Annotated in this window: 16 protein-coding genes; 13 read left to right on the plus strand and 3 right to left on the minus strand. The window is 51.2% G+C overall.

The annotated features are described in order from the left end of the window. Positions 1–56 precede the first annotated feature (56 nt). Genes NA986_RS11675 through NA986_RS11685 form a run of 3 tightly spaced genes read left to right on the plus strand, consistent with a single transcriptional unit; the run spans position 57 to position 2,592 of the window. Entirely contained in the window at positions 57–887 is an 831-nt protein-coding gene (locus NA986_RS11675) for a MetQ/NlpA family ABC transporter substrate-binding protein (protein WP_023216306.1), read from the plus strand. Positions 888–923: 36 nt separating this feature from the next. Then, on the plus strand, positions 924–1,940 hold the full coding sequence (gene sfbB / locus NA986_RS11680; RefSeq protein WP_000569660.1) for a virulence-associated ABC transporter ATP-binding protein SfbB: 1,017 nt from the start codon (positions 924–926) through the stop codon (positions 1,938–1,940). Next, the gene (locus NA986_RS11685) at positions 1,933–2,592 is read left to right on the plus strand and encodes a methionine ABC transporter permease (protein WP_000342247.1); all 660 of its coding nucleotides are present in this window, start codon (positions 1,933–1,935) and stop codon (positions 2,590–2,592) included. Before sfbB ends, NA986_RS11685 begins: the two co-directional genes overlap by 8 nt. Before the next feature lie 28 nt (positions 2,593–2,620). Here the strand turns inward: NA986_RS11685 and mnmH are convergent, their stop codons facing one another. After that, positions 2,621–3,715 carry a tRNA 2-selenouridine(34) synthase MnmH gene (gene mnmH, locus NA986_RS11690; RefSeq protein ID WP_023216307.1) on the minus strand — a complete coding sequence of 365 codons (1,095 nt, stop codon included), beginning with the start codon at positions 3,713–3,715 and terminating at the stop codon, positions 2,621–2,623. A 69-nt stretch (positions 3,716–3,784) separates the two neighbouring features. Continuing rightward, a complete protein-coding gene (allS, locus tag NA986_RS11695) occupies positions 3,785–4,711 on the minus strand; it encodes an HTH-type transcriptional activator AllS (RefSeq protein ID WP_000460169.1) in 927 nt (308 codons plus the stop codon). A gap of 226 nt (positions 4,712–4,937) precedes the next feature. On the opposite strand from allS, the gene allA reads away from it, so the two are divergent. From allA to glxK, 10 genes are all read left to right on the plus strand, one after another. Then, entirely contained in the window at positions 4,938–5,420 is a 483-nt protein-coding gene (gene allA / locus NA986_RS11700; RefSeq protein ID WP_000764659.1) for an ureidoglycolate lyase, read from the plus strand. A gap of 78 nt (positions 5,421–5,498) precedes the next feature. Beyond that, positions 5,499–6,317 (plus strand): HTH-type transcriptional repressor AllR, encoded by an 819-nt coding sequence (gene allR / locus NA986_RS11705; RefSeq protein ID WP_000141265.1) that lies wholly within the window; start codon positions 5,499–5,501, stop codon positions 6,315–6,317. An 84-nt stretch (positions 6,318–6,401) separates the two neighbouring features. Beyond that, a complete protein-coding gene (gcl, locus tag NA986_RS11710; RefSeq protein WP_001096868.1) occupies positions 6,402–8,183 on the plus strand; it encodes a glyoxylate carboligase in 1,782 nt (593 codons plus the stop codon). 12 nt (positions 8,184–8,195) lie between these two features. After that, on the plus strand, positions 8,196–8,972 hold the full coding sequence (gene gip / locus NA986_RS11715; protein WP_000943591.1) for a hydroxypyruvate isomerase Gip: 777 nt from the start codon (positions 8,196–8,198) through the stop codon (positions 8,970–8,972). 100 nt (positions 8,973–9,072) lie between these two features. Next, the gene (gene glxR / locus NA986_RS11720; RefSeq protein ID WP_000765815.1) at positions 9,073–9,951 is read left to right on the plus strand and encodes a 2-hydroxy-3-oxopropionate reductase; all 879 of its coding nucleotides are present in this window, start codon (positions 9,073–9,075) and stop codon (positions 9,949–9,951) included. 65 nt (positions 9,952–10,016) lie between these two features. Further along, positions 10,017–11,264 carry an MFS transporter gene (locus NA986_RS11725; protein WP_000005070.1) on the plus strand — a complete coding sequence of 416 codons (1,248 nt, stop codon included), beginning with the start codon at positions 10,017–10,019 and terminating at the stop codon, positions 11,262–11,264. 95 nt (positions 11,265–11,359) lie between these two features. Then, entirely contained in the window at positions 11,360–12,814 is a 1,455-nt protein-coding gene (locus tag NA986_RS11730; RefSeq protein WP_017441717.1) for an allantoin transporter, read from the plus strand. A 78-nt stretch (positions 12,815–12,892) separates the two neighbouring features. Then, a complete protein-coding gene (gene allB / locus NA986_RS11735; protein WP_000006865.1) occupies positions 12,893–14,254 on the plus strand; it encodes an allantoinase AllB in 1,362 nt (453 codons plus the stop codon). 58 nt (positions 14,255–14,312) lie between these two features. Then, a complete protein-coding gene (locus NA986_RS11740) occupies positions 14,313–15,611 on the plus strand; it encodes a uracil/xanthine transporter (RefSeq protein ID WP_000484499.1) in 1,299 nt (432 codons plus the stop codon). A 22-nt stretch (positions 15,612–15,633) separates the two neighbouring features. Then, on the plus strand, positions 15,634–16,782 hold the full coding sequence (glxK, locus tag NA986_RS11745; RefSeq protein ID WP_000706327.1) for a glycerate 3-kinase: 1,149 nt from the start codon (positions 15,634–15,636) through the stop codon (positions 16,780–16,782). A 79-nt stretch (positions 16,783–16,861) separates the two neighbouring features. On the opposite strand, the gene allE is transcribed toward glxK, so the two are convergent. After that, positions 16,862–17,647 (minus strand): (S)-ureidoglycine aminohydrolase, encoded by a 786-nt coding sequence (allE, locus tag NA986_RS11750; RefSeq protein WP_000540985.1) that lies wholly within the window; start codon positions 17,645–17,647, stop codon positions 16,862–16,864. Between the last annotated feature and the right edge of the window lie 10 nt (positions 17,648–17,657).

Here is a 17,657-nt window from a genome sequence, read left to right on the forward strand (position 1 = left end):
CGATGCCGCATGAACGGCATCCGGCACAGCATCACACTATTTAAAATGGAGAAATTATGGGATTGCGTCAGAGTTTACGCATTGCGGCCAGCACGCTATTACTGGCCTGCGGATTACAGTTTGCCCATGCCGATGGTTCCCCGCAAACGATCGTATTTGGCGTCGCGCCAGGGCCGTATGGCGACATGGTGAAGCAGGCGATTGCGCCGACATTAAAAGAAAAAGGGTATAAGGTCGTGGTGCGCGAGTTTAGCGACTATGTCCAGCCCAATATGGCGTTAGCTAACGGCAGCATTGACGCCAACCTCTTTCAACATACCCTCTATTTTGACAAATTCACCGCTGACAAAGGGCTGAAGCTCAGCAAACTTATTGTGGTACCGACCGCCGGGATGGGCTTCTATTCACGTAAAATCAACAGTCTGGATGCGCTTAAAAAAGGGGACATTATTACCCTCTCCAACGATCCGACTAACCTGGCGCGCGGCCTTCGCTTCCTGCAATCGTTGGGGCTGATCACGATTAAGGACAATATCGATCCGACCAAAGCCTCTGAACGAGATATCGCCAGCAATCCAAAAGGACTGGTTTTCAAACCGCTGGAAGCCGCACAGCTACCACGCACGCTGGATGGCGTGACCGGCGCGCTGGTTAACGGGAACTTTGCGGTGGCGGCAGGACTCGATCTCTCCAGCGCGATTAAGCAGGAACACCTGGATGAGAATCTGAAAAATATCATTGCGGTACGCAGTGAAGATGCCGATAAGCCGTTTGCCAAAGATATTGTCGAGGCGGTGAAATCGCCGGCTTATCGCGCGGTCATCGACGATCCAAAGAATATTTATAACGCCTTCCAGAAACCGGAATGGATGACCGCGACCCCCTGATCGCAGCGGTGGCCATCCCCAATTTCTGAGGTGAATATGATTGAAATAGAAAAAGTCTGCGTCGATTTTACCGCCGGTCGCGGTACCCCCACGCGCGCGGTGGATGATGTGAGCCTGCATATCGCCGCGGGCGAGATTTTTGGCATTGTCGGTACCAGCGGCGCAGGAAAAAGCACTCTGCTGCGTACCCTGAACGCCTTAACGCGTCCCAGCCAGGGGCGCGTCAACGTCAACGGCGTGGAAATTTCGGCGCTGGACGGAAAAGCGTTACGCCAGGCGCGGCAGCGTATTGGTATGATTTTCCAGCATTTTAACTTAATGCATACCCGGACAGTGGCGCAAAACGTGGCGTTTAGCCTGAAAGCGGCTGGCTGGGAACGCAGCAAAATCGCGCCGCGGGTGGCGGAAATTTTAACGCTGGTGGGCCTTGCCGATAAAGCGAACCGTTTCCCGGTACAGCTCAGCGGCGGGCAAAAACAGCGGGTGGGGATAGCCCGCGCCATCGCTAACCATCCGGATGTTTTGCTGTGTGATGAACCGACTTCCGCGCTGGATCTGGAAACTTCCGCCACGATTCTGGCCCTGCTCAGACAGATCAACGCACAGCTCGGGATTACTATTGTACTGATCACCCATGAAATGAACGTGATCAAATCTATTTGCGATCGCGTGGCGGTGATGTCGGGCGGTAAGGTTGTGGAATCGGGCGAGGTGTTTGATGTGTTTGCCCACCCGCAACACGCTTTCACACAGCAACTGGTGTCTCATACCCTTAATTTGACCCTGCCGGAACGTTTACGGGAACACCTGCCCGGGCAGTTGCTGAAAATTTTGTTTATCGGCGATTCGGCGGAGCAGCCGGTACTGTCAGAGGTGGCGATCAAGTTTGGCGTCGCGGTCAATATCCTGCATGGCAAGATTGAGTATATCGGCGAACGCGCGTTGGGCATTCTGGTGGTGCAATTAACCGCGCCGCATAATCCAACGGCGGTGGCCGCCGCCGTGGAGCATATCCGTCAACGTACCGCACAGGTGGAGGTGATCCGTGGATGATTTATTGCCGGATTTAACGCTGGCGTTCAATGAAACTTTCCAGATGTTGAGTATTTCAACGGTGCTGGCGATTCTTGGCGGTCTACCGCTCGGTTTTCTGATTTTTGTCACCGATCGTCATCTGTTCTGGCAGAACCGTTTTATTTATCTCGTCGCCTCGGTTCTGGTGAATATTATCCGCTCGGTGCCATTTGTTATTTTACTGGTGCTGTTACTGCCGCTAACGCAGCTTTTGCTGGGCAATACCATTGGCCCGATTGCAGCCTCCGTCCCGCTGTCGGTGGCCGCAATCGCGTTTTATGCACGCCTGGTAGATAGCGCGCTCCGTGAAGTCGATAAAGGGATTATTGAGGCGGCGCTGGCATTCGGCGCTAGTCCGATGCGTATTATCTGTACCGTACTGTTGCCGGAAGCCAGCGCAGGGCTGCTGCGCGGCCTGACGATTACATTGGTAAGCTTAATCGGCTACTCGGCGATGGCCGGGATTGTCGGCGGCGGCGGGGTAGGCGACCTGGCGATTCGCTATGGCTACTACCGTTACGAAACCGAAGTGATGGTTGTTACCGTGGTGGCGTTGATTGTGCTGGTTCAGGTCGTTCAGATGCTGGGCGACTGGCTGGCAAAACGTGCCGACAAGCGCGACAGACACTAAGCCGGCGTCAGCCGGCAATAAAAGTAAGCTATTGCGCTTTTAGCCAGTTGGCAACCTCTTGCCATGGGCCGCGAAAAACGATATTCGCGGCTTTTTTCTCCAGTTGATAGCGATACATTGGGTCGTAATATTCGTTAAGTAGCGGAACCAGCCATGCCATATGGCCGTCGGTGCTGCCGCTGGATAATTGCTCCGCCAGCGCCCTATCCAGCGTGTCCGTCAGTTCGGCAAAGCGTTGCAACCCCAGACGGCGGCGAATAGCGAACAGTCCATGATGAAGATATTCACTATACGCCTGCCAACCGGCTTCATCGCCGTAGGCGTGGGTGAAGTCGTGATGCATACGGATGAAATACTCTTCACGCAGTCGTTCCAGACGAAGCGCAAACGGATCTTCCACTACCGCAATGGGGGCCTGCGCCATTCTTTCGCGTAAACACTCAGGCAGATGGTTGGCGCCGATCGTTCGCCCTTCATCTTCCAGTACCCACCTTTTTAGCGTCTGACGCGCGTTAATTTTCAGCAATTCAACGGCAAGTTTGTTTTCAAAACTGGCCTGGCTGAGCTGGGGTTTCAGCGTGCGGCCAAAAGAGGAGCCGCGATGACGCGCGAGACCTTCCAGATCCACGCCGTTGGGCTGTTGTCGCACCAGTTGCGTTTTGCCGCTGCCCGTACAGCCGCCAATTAAAAGTATCGGTTTTTGCGCCAGTTGCCAGGTCGCCTGAATTGCTGTCTGGCGCAGCGCTTTATAGCCGCCTTCAATAAGCGGGCAGTCAATCCCTGTTTCTTGCAGCCAACGTTGTACGATATGTGACCGCTGACCGCCGCGCGCGCAGCACAGATACCCGTTGGGGAAACGTTGATACGCGGCTTTCCAGGCCTCAAGCCGCTGCTGGCGAATGTCGCCGCAAACCAGCCGATGCCCCAGCGCTAACGCCGCATCCGCGCCCTGACGTTTGTAGCAGGTGCCGACGGCGGCTCGCTCGTCATCCATCATCAATGGCAGGTTGATAGCGCCCGGCATGGCGCCCTGTTCAAACTCAATCGGCGCGCGTACATCAATTAAAGGCGTATCGGCAAGGAGGAGCGCGCGATAGTCCTGTGCTTTTTGTCTGTCTTGCATAACGTAAAACGTAACCTTAAATCATCCTTTGCGCTATTTTACGCGCCAATTCGCAAAGTGGCTTGATTTTTAACAGCGTACCGTGTTGAAAATGGATAAAAAACCGGCTATTTCGGGTTGCCGTTGGGTAAATAATTTCACAATGTCTTCTACCGCTTTGCCTCCGCCAAATTTATGCCAGGCGAGGCTTAACGGTGAGGGGGGACGCATCGTAGGGATAGTACAGCTCACCAGTTCGTTTTTGTCGATCAGCGTTTGACAGAGCGGCTGCGGGACAAAACCGATACCGACGCCTGCCAGATGAGCGGCGATTTTGGTTTCCATATCAGGCACGATAATTTCCTTCTGCCCCGGAAGGCGCCAGGCTACCCGTTTGGTCAGCGTACGCGCGCTGTCTTCGATATTAATTGCCGGGAAACGGCGCAACTGCGCTTCTGTTAGAGGCCCGCTGACGTGAGCTAAAGGATGATCCGCAGACATCACAAAACGCCATTGTACGGAACCTAAAGGGTCGAGCATAAAGGTATTAGCCAACGGCTCAGTGCCAGTTACGCCAATCGCCAGCGAAAAACCTTCATACAGGAGCGAATCCCAGACGCCCATATAAATTTGCCGGGAAAAGTGAAACTGAGTGAAAGGGTAACGCGCATTAAGCCACGATAAGAGACTGGCGACCGCTTGCGGGCTATAGAGCAGGTTATTCACCACAATATTGACCTGACGCTCTACGCCGTCGTTAACCTGGCGTAGCTCGTCAGGCATGCTATCCAGCCACGCAAGCCAGTCTTTTGCCTGAGAGAGAAGGTGAGAGCCCGCCGCCGTCAACGAGACGCTTCGCGTTGTGCGAAAGAACAGCCCTACTCCGGTATTTTCCTCCAGCAGTTTGATGCGGTAGCTAATGGTTGCCGTGGTTTTACACAGGCGCTCCGCCGCTTTGGAGAAACTCCCCGTTTCGGCAACGCTGATAAAGGTACGCAGTGTTTCCGGGTCAAACATCGTCAGACGCCTCCTTACGATCCTGATAAAACCAGAATTGTTTTCCTATGATTTTTAAGTAGTTTTACATAATAGCCATGTTTGATTTGTGGTCTAAATCTACTTTTGGAAAAATATTCCAACTTTTATGTTGATGTTAAATCCCGAAGGTTTTAGATTGCATGGTATTGAAACCGGACAGAGTCCAAACCGCGGTTAAACGGAATCGAGCTACAAGGGAAAAATAATGAAACTTGAGGTATTACCGTTAGATCAGAAGACGTTCAGCGCTTATGGCGATGTTATTGAGACGCAGGAACGTGACTTTTTTCATATAAACAACGGGTTAGTTGAGCGATATCACGACCTGGCGAAGGTTGAAGTTCTGGAGCAGGATCGCACGCTGATCAGTATTAACAGGGCGCAACCGGCCGCGATGCCTATTGTGGTACATGAACTGGAACGTCATCCTTTAGGTACGCAGGCGTTTGTGCCGATGAACGGCGAGGCTTTTGTCGTTATTGTCGCGCTCGGCGATGATAAACCCGATCTCTCCACGCTGCGGGCGTTTATTAGCAATGGACGGCAGGGCGTCAATTATCACCGTAATGTATGGCATCACCCGCTGTTTGCGTGGCAGACGGTTACCGATTTTCTGACGGTGGATCGCGGCGGCAGCGATAACTGTGATGTTGAAAGTATCCCGACACATGAACTCTGTTTTGCGTGACGCTATTGGCCTTCTTGCATAAGATGAACATATTGTTCATTGTTTATGCTCATATTTTGGGCCGGAGTTAACGTAAATATGACGGAAGTAAGACGACGCGGCAGGCCAGGACAGGCAGAGCCGACTGCGCAGAAAGGCGCTCAGGCGCTGGAGAGGGGCATAGCGATATTGCAATATCTCGAAAGAAGCGGCGGCAGTTCATCAGTTAGCGATATTTCCGGCAGCCTGGATTTACCGCTTTCTACGACGTTTCGCCTGTTAAAGGTACTGCAAGCGGCTGATTTTGTGTACCAGGATAGCCAGCTTGGCTGGTGGCATATTGGTTTAGGCGTATTTAATGTGGGCTCTGCGTATATTCATAATCGCGATGTCCTCTCGGTGGCCGGACCCTTTATGCACCGACTTATGCTGCTTTCTGGCGAGACGGTCAACGTAGCGATTCGCAACGGTAATGAAGCGGTGTTAATCGGTCAAAAGGAGTGCAAATCGATGGTCAGAATGTGCGCGCCCTTAGGGAGTCGTCTGCCGTTACATGCTTCCGGCGCCGGAAAAGCGCTGCTTTACCCGCTCACCGAAGAAGAGCTGGTGGGGATCGTCGTCAATACCGGTTTGCGGCGGTTTACGCCGACCACTCTGGTGGATTTACCTATCCTGCTTAAAAATCTGGAGCAGGCGCGTGAACAGGGCTACACCGTCGACCAGGAAGAACATGTTGTCGGGCTGAATTGTATCGCCTCCGCTATCTATGACGATGCGGGCAGCGTGGTCGCCGCTATCTCAATATCGGGACCGGCTTCCCGGCTGACGGAAGATCGCTTTATCAGCCAGGGTGAACTGGTACGGGATACCGCGAAAGACATCAGTACGGCGCTTGGGCTAAAACCCCCTGTAGCCTGAGCCGCATCCCGCTCGCTGGAGCGGGACTTTTTTAAAATTTTTAAAAGTTGGAAACTTTTTCCAATAAAAAGAGGTAGCAATAAAATGGCAAAAATGAGAGCCGTGGATGCGGCAATGTATGTGCTGGAAAAAGAAGGTATCACCACAGCATTCGGCGTTCCTGGGGCTGCAATCAACCCCTTCTATTCTGCAATGCGTAAGCATGGAGGCATTCGCCATATACTGGCGCGTCATGTGGAAGGCGCCTCGCATATGGCTGAGGGCTACACACGTGCGGCGGCAGGTAATATTGGGGTCTGCCTGGGCACTTCCGGCCCGGCGGGAACCGACATGATCACCGCGCTCTATTCCGCTTCTGCCGACTCTATCCCGATTTTATGCATTACCGGTCAGGCGCCACGAGCGCGTCTGCACAAGGAAGATTTCCAGGCAGTCGATATTGAAGCGATTGCAAAACCAGTCAGCAAGATGGCAGTGACGGTTCGTGAGGCGGCGCTGGTGCCGCGCGTATTACAGCAGGCTTTTCATCTGATGCGCTCAGGCCGCCCAGGTCCTGTGCTGGTTGATTTACCGTTTGATGTCCAGGTTGCGGAGATCGAATTCGATCCGGATATGTATGAGCCGTTGCCGGTATATAAGCCAGCCGCCAGCCGCGTACAGATTGAAAAGGCGCTGGAGATGCTGATTCAGTCCGAGCGTCCGGTAATTGTCGCGGGCGGCGGGGTTATTAACGCCGACGCCGCGCCACTGCTGCAGCAGTTTGCCGAACTGACCAGCGTACCGGTGATCCCTACCCTGATGGGCTGGGGCTGTATCCCGGACGATCACCCCTTAATGGCGGGGATGGTCGGCCTGCAAACGGCGCACCGCTACGGCAACGCCACTCTGCTGGCATCCGATATGGTTTTTGGCATCGGTAACCGTTTCGCCAACCGTCATACGGGGTCCGTTGAGAAATATACTCAGGGTCGAAAAATCATCCATATCGATATTGAACCGACGCAAATTGGCCGCGTGTTGTGCCCGGATCTGGGCATCGTTTCTGACGCCAAAGCGGCGCTAACGTTGCTGATCGATGTCGCGCAGGAGATGCAAAAAGCGGGGCGTTTGCCATGCCGGAAGACTTGGGTGGACGAATGCCAGCAGCGTAAACGGACTTTGCTGCGTAAAACCCACTTTGACAACGTACCAGTGAAGCCGCAGCGCGTCTATGAAGAGATGAACAAAGCCTTTGGTCGCGATGTGTGCTATGTCACCACCATTGGATTGTCGCAAATCGCGGCAGCGCAGATGCTGCATGTGTTTAAAGACAGACACTGGATCAACTGCGGCCAGGCGGGACCTCTTGGCTGGACAATCCCGGCGGCATTAGGGGTATGTGCTGCCGATCCGCAACGCAATGTGGTGGCGATTTCCGGCGATTTCGACTTCCAGTTCCTGATTGAAGAGTTAGCCGTCGGCGCGCAGTTTAACATTCCGTATATCCATGTGCTGGTTAACAACGCTTATCTTGGTCTGATTCGCCAGTCGCAACGCGCATTTGACATGGACTACTGCGTACAGCTCGCCTTTGAAAATATCAACTCCAGCGAAGTGAATGGCTATGGCGTTGACCATGTAAAAGTGGCGGAAGGGTTAGGCTGTAAAGCCATTCGTGTCTTTAAACCGGAAGATATTGCGCCTGCATTTGAACAAGCCAAAGCGCTAATGGCGCAATATCGCGTTCCGGTGGTGGTGGAAGTCATTCTGGAACGCGTAACCAATATTTCCATGGGCAGCGAACTGGATAACGTAACCGAGTTTGAAGAGGTTGCGGATAGTGCGAAAGATGCGCCAACAGAAACCTGTTTTATGAAATATGAGTAAGGGAGGTAATCGATGTTACGTTTCTCTGCCAATCTTTCTATGCTGTTTACGGAATATGATTTCCTGGAACGCTTTGATAAAGCGGCGTTGTCGGGATTTCGCGGCGTGGAATTCATGTTTCCCTACGATAACGACATCGAAGTGTTAAAACGTAAGCTCAGGGATAATAATCTGGAACATACGTTACATAATTTACCGGCTGGCGACTGGGCGGCTGGCGAACGTGGAATTGCCTGTATTCCTGGGCGCGAAGAAGAGTTTCGCGATGGCGTAGCGGCCGCAATCCGCTATGCACGTGCGTTAGGCAATAAGAAAATAAATTGTCTGGTGGGTAAAACGCCGTCAGGATTCTCCGCAACGGAGATCCACGACACGTTGGTCGAAAACCTGCGCTATGCGGCAAATATGCTGGCGAAAGAAGACATTTTATTACTTATCGAACCTATTAATCACTTTGATATGCCGGGATTCCATCTCACCGGCACTCAACAGGCGTTAGCATTAATTAAGGATATCGGCAGTGATAATATCAAAATTCAGTATGATATTTATCACATGCAACGCATGGAAGGGGAATTAACGCAAACCATGACGGCATGGGCCGATAAAATAGGCCATTTACAGATTGCTGATAACCCGCGTCGCGGCGAGCCGGGGACCGGGGAAATTAATTATGACTTTATTTTTAATGTCATTAAACAGTCTGGTTATGATGGCTGGGTTGGCTGTGAATATAAACCACTGACTACCACGGAAGCGGGATTATCGTGGATTAATCAGTACCGTTAAAACGCAGAATAATTCGGGCAGCGCTTTTTTTTCCACTGTGTTGGAAGGGGATTGTGTTGCCTGAATCTGGAAACACCGAAAGCAATAAAAGAGGTTGTATATGAAACTGGGATTTATTGGCCTGGGAATTATGGGCTCGCCAATGGCTATCAATTTGGCACGCGCCGGTCATCAATTACACGTTACGACTATTGGTCCGGTCGCGGACGAACTGCTCTCGCTGGGGGCGGTAAATGTTGAGACTGCACGTCAGGTAACTGAATTTGCAGACATTATCTTCATAATGGTGCCGGATACGCCGCAGGTTGAAGAGGTGTTATTTGGCGAACACGGTTGCGCTAAAACATCGCTTCAAGGAAAAACCATCGTCGATATGAGTTCTATTTCTCCTATCGAAACCAAACGTTTTGCCCAGCGCGTTAATGAAATGGGCGCTGATTACCTGGATGCCCCGGTTTCCGGGGGAGAAATCGGGGCGCGTGAAGGCACTCTGTCGATTATGGTCGGCGGCGAGCAGAAAGTCTTTGACCGCGTTAAACCGCTCTTTGACATCCTGGGAAAAAATATCACCCTGGTGGGCGGCAATGGGGATGGGCAAACCTGTAAGGTGGCTAACCAAATTATTGTTGCGCTGAATATTGAAGCGGTTTCTGAAGCCTTAGTGTTTGCTTCAAAAGCAGGCGCCGATCCGGTACGCGTGCGCCAGGCGTTAATGGGCGGGTTCGCCTCTTCACGCATTCTGGAAGTTCACGGCGAGCGGATGATCAACCGGACGTTCGAGCCTGGTTTCAAAATCGCGCTTCATCAGAAAGACCTTAATCTTGCATTGCAAAGCGCAAAAGCGCTGGCGCTGAATTTACCGAATACGGCGACCTGCCAGGAATTATTCAATACCTGTGCGGCAAATGGCGGGAGCCAGCTTGATCATTCGGCAATGGTACAGGCGCTGGAATTAATGGCCAATCATAAATTGTCCTAATTATGTGTATCGCTGCGGCTGCAGCGATACCTGTTCACAAGGAACACTCTGTAAAGGTGAAGAACATGAGTGAAACTAAAAAATCCGGGATTGATTACTGGAAACAAATTGTTGTCGTAATGAGTCTGGGCTGGGTAGCGATTTGGATCTATCGCACCGTGCTTACGCCAATTTATCCAGAAATTCAGGCATCTTTAGACAATGTAAGTAATGCTGAAATAGGCGCCATTGCAAGTTTTTACTTTTTTGCTTACTGCAGTATGCAAATCCCTTGCGGAATATTGGTCGATAAATTCGGTCAAAAAATCATGCTGATGGCCGGATTTACGCTTTTTATTATTGGTACACTCTGTATCGCGAAAGCCAATGGCCTGACCATGATCTATATAGGGTCGCTAATGGCAGGTGGCGGATGCGCTTCTTTCTTTAGCTCGGCTTATTCACTCTCTTCGGCAAACGTGCCGCAGGCCCGTCGGGCATTAGCCAACGCGATTATCAACAGCGGGTCGGCTATAGGGATGGGGATTGGCTTAATCGGTTCCAGCGTATTAGTAAAAAACATGAGCATGGCCTGGCAAAATGTACTGTATATCGTGGCCGCGATATTAGTAATCATGCTGTGCGTCTTTACGCTGATCATTCGCGGTAAAGCCAAAAGCGACTCTGCGCAAGCGGAAAAGCAAACCCAAACCGTTACGGAAGATGAGAAACGCGCACCTTTATTCTCTGGTTTATTGTGTAGCGTTTACTTCCTCTATTTCTGTACCTGCTACGGTTATTATTTGATAGTGACCTGGCTGCCCTCTTATCTCCAGACTGAAAGAGGATTTGATGGCGGAGCTATCGGGCTGGCATCAGCGCTGGTAGCGGTGGTTGGCGTACCGGGAGCGTTATTTTTTAGCCATCTGTCAGATAAATTCCGTAACAGTAAAGTTAAGGTTATTCTCGGTCTGGAAATTGTGGCGGCTGCAATGTTGGCGTTTACGGTTTTGTCCCCGAATACCACGATGCTGATGGTCAGCCTGACGCTATACGGCTTGCTGGGGAAAATGGCGGTAGACCCGATCCTGATCTCCTTTGTATCTGAACAGGCTTCGGCAAAAAGTCTGGGAAGAGCTTTCAGCCTTTTTAATTTCTTTGGCATGAGCTCGGCGGTTGTCGCCCCAACGTTGACCGGATTTATTTCGGATGTAACGGGGTCGAAGGAGATCAGTTTTGTGATTTCAGCATGTTTAGTGGTTACCGGAACGCTGATCTTTGCTGTCGTCACTTTATATAAAAAGAAAGCAACACAACGTATTGCTTCAGCTTAAAAATAATTATATCTACTGTTTCTTTATTTTATATTTATTTGTTCCTCATAGCTAAACCCATAACAACGTTATCCGATGCGTGAAAAGAGGGATTTATGGAACATCAAAGAGAGCTATACCAGCAGCGCGGTTATAGCGAAGACTTATTACCTAAAACAGAAACCCAACGAAACTGGAAAGCATTTAACTATTTCACCTTATGGATGGGATCTGTACATAACGTGCCAAATTACGTTATGGTCGGCGGTTTTTTTATACTGGGGCTATCAACATTTAATATCATGTTGGCCATTATTATCAGCGCATTATTTATTGCGGCAGCGATGGTAATGAATGGCGCGGCAGGCAGCAAATATGGCGTTCCTTTTGCTATGATATTGCGAGGTTCTTACGGCGTCCGCGGCGCGCTATTCCCTGGATTATTACGAGGGGGAATCGCGGCAATTATGTGGTTCGGCTTGCAGTGTTACGCGGGATCGCTGGCATTTCTTATTTTGATTGGGAAGATCTGGCCAGGATTTCTGACATTAGGCGGAGATTTCAAGCTGCTGGGTCTTTCACTGCCAGGACTAATTACTTTTCTAATTTTTTGGATTATTAACGTTGGCATCGGTTTTGGCGGTGGTAAAGTATTAAATAAATTTACCGCTATCCTCAATCCATGTATTTACATTGTCTTTGGCGGCATGGCTATTTGGGCAATATCGCTGGTCGGCATTGGCCCGATTCTGGACTATCTGCCTTCAGGCGTGCAAAAAGCAGAGCACAGCGGCTTTCTGTTCCTGGTGGTGATTAACGCCGTAGTCGCCGTCTGGGCTGCGCCAGCGGTAAGCGCGTCCGATTTCACGCAAAACGCGCATTCATTTCGCGCTCAGGCATTGGGACAAACGCTGGGGCTTATCGTAGCGTATATATTATTCGCCGTAGCCAGCGTGTGCATTATTGCCGGAGCCAGTATTCATTATGGTATGGATACCTGGAACGTGCTGGATATTGTGCAGCGCTGGGACAGCCTGTTTGCTTCATTCTTTGCGGTGCTGGTGATTCTGATGACGACAATTTCAACCAACGCCACCGGTAATATTATACCTGCGGGGTATCAAATTGCGGCGCTTGCCCCGACAAAGCTTAACTATAAAAATGGCGTAATGATTGCCAGTATTATCAGTCTACTGATTTGCCCATGGAAATTAATGGAGAATCAGGACAGTATTTATCTGTTCCTCGATATTATCGGCGGTATGCTTGGCCCGGTAATCGGCGTAATGTTAGCTCATTATTTTGTGGTAATGCGTGGAAAAATTAATCTTGATGAGCTGTACACCGCCAGCGGTGATTACAAATATTATGATAATGGATTTAACCTGACTGCATTTTCAGTCACCCTGGTCGCAGTCATTCTGTCATTAGGCGGCAAGTTTATACCATTTATGGAGCCTTTATCCCGCGTGTCCTGGTTTGTAGGCGTAATAGTTGCGTTCGTTGCTTATGCGCTATTGAAGAAACGCACGGGTTTTGAAAATACAGGAGAGCAAAAACTCGTAGGTTAAATATTGAAAAAGCATTAAGCGTATTTAATGAAGTGTGCGCTATTTAAAAACTATCTGTATCCATACAAGGAGTTTGTTATGTCTTTTGATTTAATTATTAAGAACGGTACTGTCATCTTAGAAAACGAAGCGAGAGTTATCGATATCGCCGTCCAGGGCGGAAAAATCGCCGCGATTGGCGAGAACCTGGGGGAAGCGAAAAATGTGCTGGATGCGACGGGATTGATCGTTTCGCCGGGCATGGTTGACGCGCATACCCACATTTCTGAACCGGGCCGTACCCACTGGGAAGGCTATGAAACCGGTACGCGCGCGGCGGCGAAAGGCGGTATTACCACGATGATTGAGATGCCGCTCAATCAGCTGCCGGCGACGGTCGATCGTGAGACGATTGAACTCAAGTTTGACGCGGCAAAAGGTAAATTGACCATCGACGCCGCGCAGTTGGGCGGTTTGGTCTCTTATAACCTGGATCGGCTGCATGAGCTGGACGAAGTGGGCGTTGTCGGCTTCAAGTGCTTTGTCGCCACCTGCGGCGATCGTGGCATCGATAATGATTTTCGCGACGTTAATGACTGGCAGTTTTACAAAGGCGCGCAGAAACTGGGGGAGATGGACCAGACGGTACTGGTACATTGCGAAAATGCTCTGATTTGTGATGAGCTGGGCGAAGAAGCTAAACGCGAAGGACGCGTAACGGCGCATGATTATGTCGCCTCACGTCCGGTATTTACTGAAGTGGAAGCCATTCGTCGCGTGCTGTATCTGGCGAAAGCGGCAGGTTGCCGTCTGCACGTTTGCCATATCAGCAGCCCGGAGGGGGTAGAGGAAGTAACGCGCGCGCGTCAGGAAGGTCAGGATGTCACCTGTGAATCGTGCCCGCACTATTTTGTCCTCGATACCGATCAGTTCGAAGAGATTGGCACCCTGGCAAAATGTTCTCCGCCAATTCGCGACCAGGAAAACCAGAAAGGGATGTGGGAAAAACTGTTTAACGGCGAAATCGACTGCCTGGTATCCGACCACTCTCCATGCCCTCCGGAAATGAAAGCAGGCAATATCATGCAAGCATGGGGCGGAATTGCCGGACTGCAAAACTGCATGGACGTCATGTTTGATGAAGCGGTGCAAAAACGCGGTATGTCGTTGCCGATGTTTGGCAAATTAATGGCGACCAACGCCGCCGATATTTTTGGTCTGAAACATAAAGGACGTATTGCCCCCGGCAAAGATGCTGACCTGGTCTTTATTCAGCCTGACAGCAGCTATGTTCTGAAAAATGAAGATCTGGAATATCGCCATAAAGTCAGTCCGTATGTTGGCCGTACTATTGGCGCGCGTATTACCAAAACGATTTTGCGCGGCGATGTTATTTATGACATCGAGCATGGCTTCCCTGTGCCGCCAAAAGGTCAGTTTATCCTTAAACATCAGCAGTAATCCGGTGTGATTTAATGCCCGTCGTCACGACGGGCATTCTCTATTTTAAGGTGTGGATATGTTCCCTGTTATTAACCGCGAAAGTGTGTTGTCCGGCTTTCAGTGGTTTTTCTTTATTTTCTGTAACACGGTTGTGGTTCCCCCTACCTTGCTGTCCGCTTTTCATCTTCCCGCTGATAACTTGTTAATGCTCACACAATACGCTTTTTTGACCACCGCGTTGGCCTGCCTGGCTCAGGCATTTTGCGGCCATCGCCGCGCCATTATGGAAGGGCCGACAGGGCTGTGGTGGGGCGCTATTCTTACGATTACGCTTGGCGAGGCGTCTCGCGGCACGCCGCTGAACGATATCGCCTCCAGCCTGTCGGTCGGGATCGCGATCTCCGCGATGGTGACGATATTTATCGGCATTAGCGGCTTAGGACACCGTCTGGCTCGCCTGTTTACGCCGGCGGTGATGGTTTTTTTCATGCTGCTTTTGGGCGCGCAGCTGACCTCAATATTTTTTAAAGGCATGCTGGGGCTGCCTTTTGGCATTGCCGATACCAGCGCCAGAATCAAATTGGCCCCCTTTGGGTTGGCGGTCGCGGTGATGTGTTTTATCCTCGCGATGATTATTTTCCTGCAACAGCGTATCTCCCGTTACGCGTTACTGGTAGGGACCGTGGTCGGGTGGGGGCTATGGCGGTTATGCTTTCCTTCATCACACTTACCGCCGGGTGAATTAAGCTGGCGATGGTTTCCGCTGGGCAGCCACGGCACGCTGATGCCGGGTATTATTGTGACGGCGGTGATGACGGGGTTAGTCAACATCAGCAACACTTACGGCGCCATCCGCGGTACCGATATCTTTTATCCGCATCAAGGGTCGGGCAGTTCTCGTTATCGCCGAAGCTTTATGATTTCCGGACTGATGACGTTAGTGACGGTGCCTTTCGCGGTCGTGCCTTTTTCGCCTTTTGTGTCTTCCATTGGTTTATTAACGCAAACCGGCGACAGTTCTCGCAAATCCTTTATCTGCGGTAGCGCGCTGTGTCTGCTGGTTGCCATTATAACGCCGTTAACCCGCTTATTTTGCGCTATTCCACTGGCGATCAGCAGCGCCGTTATGCTGGTCTCTTATTTACCTTTACTTTATTCCGGTTTGGTTTTTAGCCAGCAAATTACGTTTACCGCGCGGAATATTTATCGCCTGGCATTACCGCTTTTTGTCGGCATTTTTTTGATGGGGCTTCCTCCGGTCTATTTACAGGATCTTCCACTGATGATTCGTCCTCTGCTTAGCAACGGATTACTGGTGGGAATCTTACTGGCAGTGCTTATGGAAAATCTTATTCCGTGGGAACGCATTAAATAACATGAGAAAACAAGGAGACATGATGAAGATTGTAATTGCGCCAGATTCATTTAAAGAGAGCTTAAGCGCTGATAAATGCTGTCAGGCTATTAAAGCGGGATTTTCAACCGTATTTCCTGATGCGCGCTATGTCTGTTTACCGATCGCCGATGGTGGAGAAGGAACCGTGGACGCGATGGTGGCAGCGACCGGCGGGAAACGGGTTTCTGTAGACGTTAGCGGGCCGATGGGGGAAAAAGTAAACGGATTTTATGGCCTGACCGGCGACGGCAAAACGGCGATTATTGAAATGGCGGCGGCGAGCGGATTGATGCTGGTGGCGCCCGAGGCGCGTAATCCGCTGCTGGCATCCAGTTTCGGCACCGGCGAATTGATTCGTCACGCCCTGGACGCGGGGATTCGCCATATTATTCTGGGTATCGGCGGCAGCGCCACGGTGGATGGCGGAATGGGAGTAGCGCAGGCGCTCGGTGTGCGTTTTCTGGACGCGCAGGGAATGCTGCTTGGCGCCGGAGGGGGCAATTTATCGCGCCTGGCGAGCATTGACCTGCAGGGGTGCGATCCGCGAATTTCAGAGTGTCGTATTGAGGTCGCCTGTGATGTTGATAACCCGTTGGTGGGGCCACGCGGCGCGGCGGCGGTATTCGGTCCGCAGAAAGGGGCGACGCCTGAAATGGTCGAGACGCTGGAAAATGGATTGCGTAATTATGCCCGTGTCTTACATGCCCTGACCGGACGCGACATGTCTCAAATACCGGGCGGTGGAGCGGCCGGAGGAATGGGGATTGCCGCTATCGTCTTCCTGGAAGCGGAAATGAAGCCCGGTATTGAGATTGTTATGCAGGCGGTGAAGCTGGAGGAGGCGGTAAAAGAGGCTTCGCTGGTGATTACCGGAGAAGGGCGAATCGACTCGCAAACAGCGGGAGGAAAAGCGCCGATAGGCGTCGCGTCAGTGGCGAAACGGCATCACGTCCCAGTTATCGGCATTGCCGGCGTACTGGGCGACGGCGTGGAAGTGGTCCATCGCCACGGTATTGATGCCGTATTCAGTATTTTGCCGCGGCTGGCGCCTTTGCCGGAAGTTCTGGCGAACGGTGAACAAAATCTCTACCACAGCGCCTGTAATATTGCCCGCGTCATCAAACTTGGCCAGGATATCGGGACTCGTTAAGCATAAAAAAAGCCACGGTTCTCACCGTGGCAAAATCCAACATAGCTAAATTAAAAATAATCAGGAGGGCTGTCCGCCGTTAAATCATAACGTCGCGGTTACAGTCTTTGGAGTAGATGTAGCTGAATGCTTCGCCACGACCTACACCGTATCCGGCCTGCAGGGAATAAGCGCCCATGAAGATGTAGTCGCCTTTTTTCACCGGCACCCAGTTGTTGTCGAGGTTATAAACCCCCTGGCCGGAAAGGATATAAGCGCCATGTTCCTGGACGTGGGTTTCAATATAGCCGTGGCTGGCGCCCGGTTCGAAAGACAGAATATGCATATTCATATCGAAGCCCAGCTCTTTAGGCAGGAAATCCAGCAGAATAACATCTTCCATGCCTTCATAATGAATACGCTCCAGCTGGCTGGCATTGCCGGAAACCAACCACGGGGCATGCCCCTCGACAGGAGTATAGCGGCGTTTATATAAAAATAGCTGGCTGTCTTCCGTTTGAGCGTTGCTAAAGGTCATCATCTCGCCCGGTGGACAATAGAGGTATCCGCCCTGGGTTAAAGAGAATGTTTTTCCTTCTGCTTTAGCTTCAATATTTCCCGTAATGACATAGAGAAAAGTTTCAATCCCCTCGCCGCCAAAGCCCTGCTGGTTGCCGCCATTCTGATGTAAGGTGACCAGATAATCGACGAAAGAAGCACCCAGCTTCGGCGTCGAAAGGATGGTGACGTCACAGTTTTCAAAGCCGGGAATAATATTTTTCACCAGACCGTCCGGCGTTAAGAGCGCATAGTTACCGTGTTTCACAATGGCGCGGTTCGCCAGTAAATCATCGCGGTAACCCGTGACGTTATTCAGATATCCCATTGATGGCTCC

Source organism: Salmonella sp. NW177 (genome assembly GCF_051811585.1).
In the GTDB taxonomy this organism is placed as follows: Bacteria; Pseudomonadota; Gammaproteobacteria; order Enterobacterales; family Enterobacteriaceae; genus Salmonella; species Salmonella enterica.

Excerpts from the sequence above, each read along its gene's own strand:
- NA986_RS11740 (WP_000484499.1), top strand. The coding sequence starts at position 14,313 with ATGTTCCCTGTTATTAACCGCGAAAGTGTGTTGTCCGGCTTTCAGTGG.
- allE (WP_000540985.1), bottom strand. The coding sequence starts at position 17,647 with ATGGGATATCTGAATAACGTCACGGGTTACCGCGATGATTTACTGGCG.
- gcl (WP_001096868.1), top strand. The coding sequence starts at position 6,402 with ATGGCAAAAATGAGAGCCGTGGATGCGGCAATGTATGTGCTGGAAAAA.
- glxR (WP_000765815.1), top strand. The coding sequence starts at position 9,073 with ATGAAACTGGGATTTATTGGCCTGGGAATTATGGGCTCGCCAATGGCT.
- NA986_RS11730 (WP_017441717.1), top strand. The coding sequence starts at position 11,360 with ATGGAACATCAAAGAGAGCTATACCAGCAGCGCGGTTATAGCGAAGAC.
- allA (WP_000764659.1), top strand. The coding sequence starts at position 4,938 with ATGAAACTTGAGGTATTACCGTTAGATCAGAAGACGTTCAGCGCTTAT.
- allB (WP_000006865.1), top strand. The coding sequence starts at position 12,893 with ATGTCTTTTGATTTAATTATTAAGAACGGTACTGTCATCTTAGAAAAC.
- sfbB (WP_000569660.1), top strand. The coding sequence starts at position 924 with ATGATTGAAATAGAAAAAGTCTGCGTCGATTTTACCGCCGGTCGCGGT.
- allS (WP_000460169.1), bottom strand. The coding sequence starts at position 4,711 with ATGTTTGACCCGGAAACACTGCGTACCTTTATCAGCGTTGCCGAAACG.
- glxK (WP_000706327.1), top strand. The coding sequence starts at position 15,634 with ATGAAGATTGTAATTGCGCCAGATTCATTTAAAGAGAGCTTAAGCGCT.
- allR (WP_000141265.1), top strand. The coding sequence starts at position 5,499 with ATGACGGAAGTAAGACGACGCGGCAGGCCAGGACAGGCAGAGCCGACT.
- NA986_RS11725 (WP_000005070.1), top strand. The coding sequence starts at position 10,017 with ATGAGTGAAACTAAAAAATCCGGGATTGATTACTGGAAACAAATTGTT.
- gip (WP_000943591.1), top strand. The coding sequence starts at position 8,196 with ATGTTACGTTTCTCTGCCAATCTTTCTATGCTGTTTACGGAATATGAT.
- NA986_RS11675 (WP_023216306.1), top strand. The coding sequence starts at position 57 with ATGGGATTGCGTCAGAGTTTACGCATTGCGGCCAGCACGCTATTACTG.
- mnmH (WP_023216307.1), bottom strand. The coding sequence starts at position 3,715 with ATGCAAGACAGACAAAAAGCACAGGACTATCGCGCGCTCCTCCTTGCC.